Annotated in this window: 2 protein-coding genes; both read right to left on the bottom strand. The window is 76.7% G+C overall.

Annotated features, from left to right (window positions below; genetic code table 11):
* A partial coding sequence (locus ACFUEL_RS39795) for a HAMP domain-containing protein (RefSeq protein WP_380243118.1) occupies positions 1-529 on the bottom strand: 529 nt, incomplete at its 3' end.
* Between the two features lie 230 nt (positions 530-759).
* Positions 760-1,244 (bottom strand): ATP-binding protein (locus tag ACFUEL_RS39790; protein WP_380243116.1); only part of this gene is annotated, 485 nt, incomplete at its 5' end.

Below are 1,244 nucleotides of genomic sequence, written 5' to 3'. Positions count from 1 at the left end.
CCATCAAGTTGACGCTGTCGGTCAGGTCGCGCCAGGTGCCGGAGACGCCCCGGACGTCCGCCTGCCCGCCCAGGATGCCCTCGGTGCCGACCTCGCGGGCCACGCGGGTCACCTCGGCGGCGAACGAACTCAGCTGCTCCACCATCGTGTTGACGGTGTTCTTCAGCTCCAGGATCTCGCCCCGGGCGTCCACGTCGATCTTCCGGGTCAGGTCACCCCGGGCCACCGCCGTGGTCACCTGCGCGATGTTGCGCACCTGCGAAGTCAGGTTGCCCGCCATCGCGTTCACCGAGTCGGCCAGCTCCCGCCACGCGCCGTGCGCCTGCGGGACTTCGGCCTGCCCGCCGAGCACGCCCTCGGTGCCGACCTCCCGGGCCACCCGGGTCACCTCGGCGTTCAGCCGGGCCAGCCGCTCCGCCATGTCGTTGTAGACGCCGGAGATCTCACCCAGCACGCCGGGCTCGTCCGGCAGCCGCAGCGTGAGGTCGCCGTCCCGGACGGCGGTCAGGCCCGCCAGCAGCCGGCGCAGCGCGCGGCCGTCCGGCTCGGCGACCGGGCCGGGGTCGGCCGCCCTGCTGTGCTCCTCGACGGGTCCTCCCGCGCGGTCCCCGTCCCGGCCCGGCCGGTCGGGGGGCGGCGACGGGTGCGGCCGTCCGGGGTCCGGTGTGCTGCCCACGCGACCATCACCTCGGCTCCGAGAACGCGGCACGGCCCCGGTGGGCGGGACCGCTCCCTGCTACCACTGTGGCACTTCCCGCTTCAGGGTTCCGCCGGAGGACGGACCACCTCCAGCCACACCGTCTTGCCGCCGCCCGCCAGCGGCTCGCAGCCCCAGGCGGTGGCCAGCCGGTCGACCACCCGCAGCCCGTGCCCGCCGGGCCGGGCGGGCACCCGGGGCGGGCGCAGCAGCGGCGGCCGGTCGTCGGCGTCCCGCACGGCGACCCGCACCAGCGGCCCGTGCCGGGTCAGTTCCAGCAGGTAGGGGCCGGCCGCGTGCTGGCAGGCGTTGGTGACCAGTTCGCTGGTCATCAGCAGCACGTCCTCGGCCACCGCCCCGGTGACGTCGTCCGGCGCGGGCAGCCAGCCCCAGGCCCGCAGCGCGAGCCGGGTGAACTCCCGGCCCCGGGCGACCGCCCCCGGCACAGCGGTCAGCGGCAGGCTGCGCCGGTCCGTCCCGGTCCGCGACGGACCGGCGGATCGGACCGGACGGGCCGGACGGGCCGGGTCCTCGGCCATCACGGGGC

It is taken from the genome of Kitasatospora sp. NPDC057198, assembly GCF_042670125.1.
Classification (GTDB): domain Bacteria; phylum Actinomycetota; class Actinomycetes; order Streptomycetales; family Streptomycetaceae; genus Kitasatospora.
This window is presented reverse-complemented; position numbering and strand designations above follow the sequence as displayed.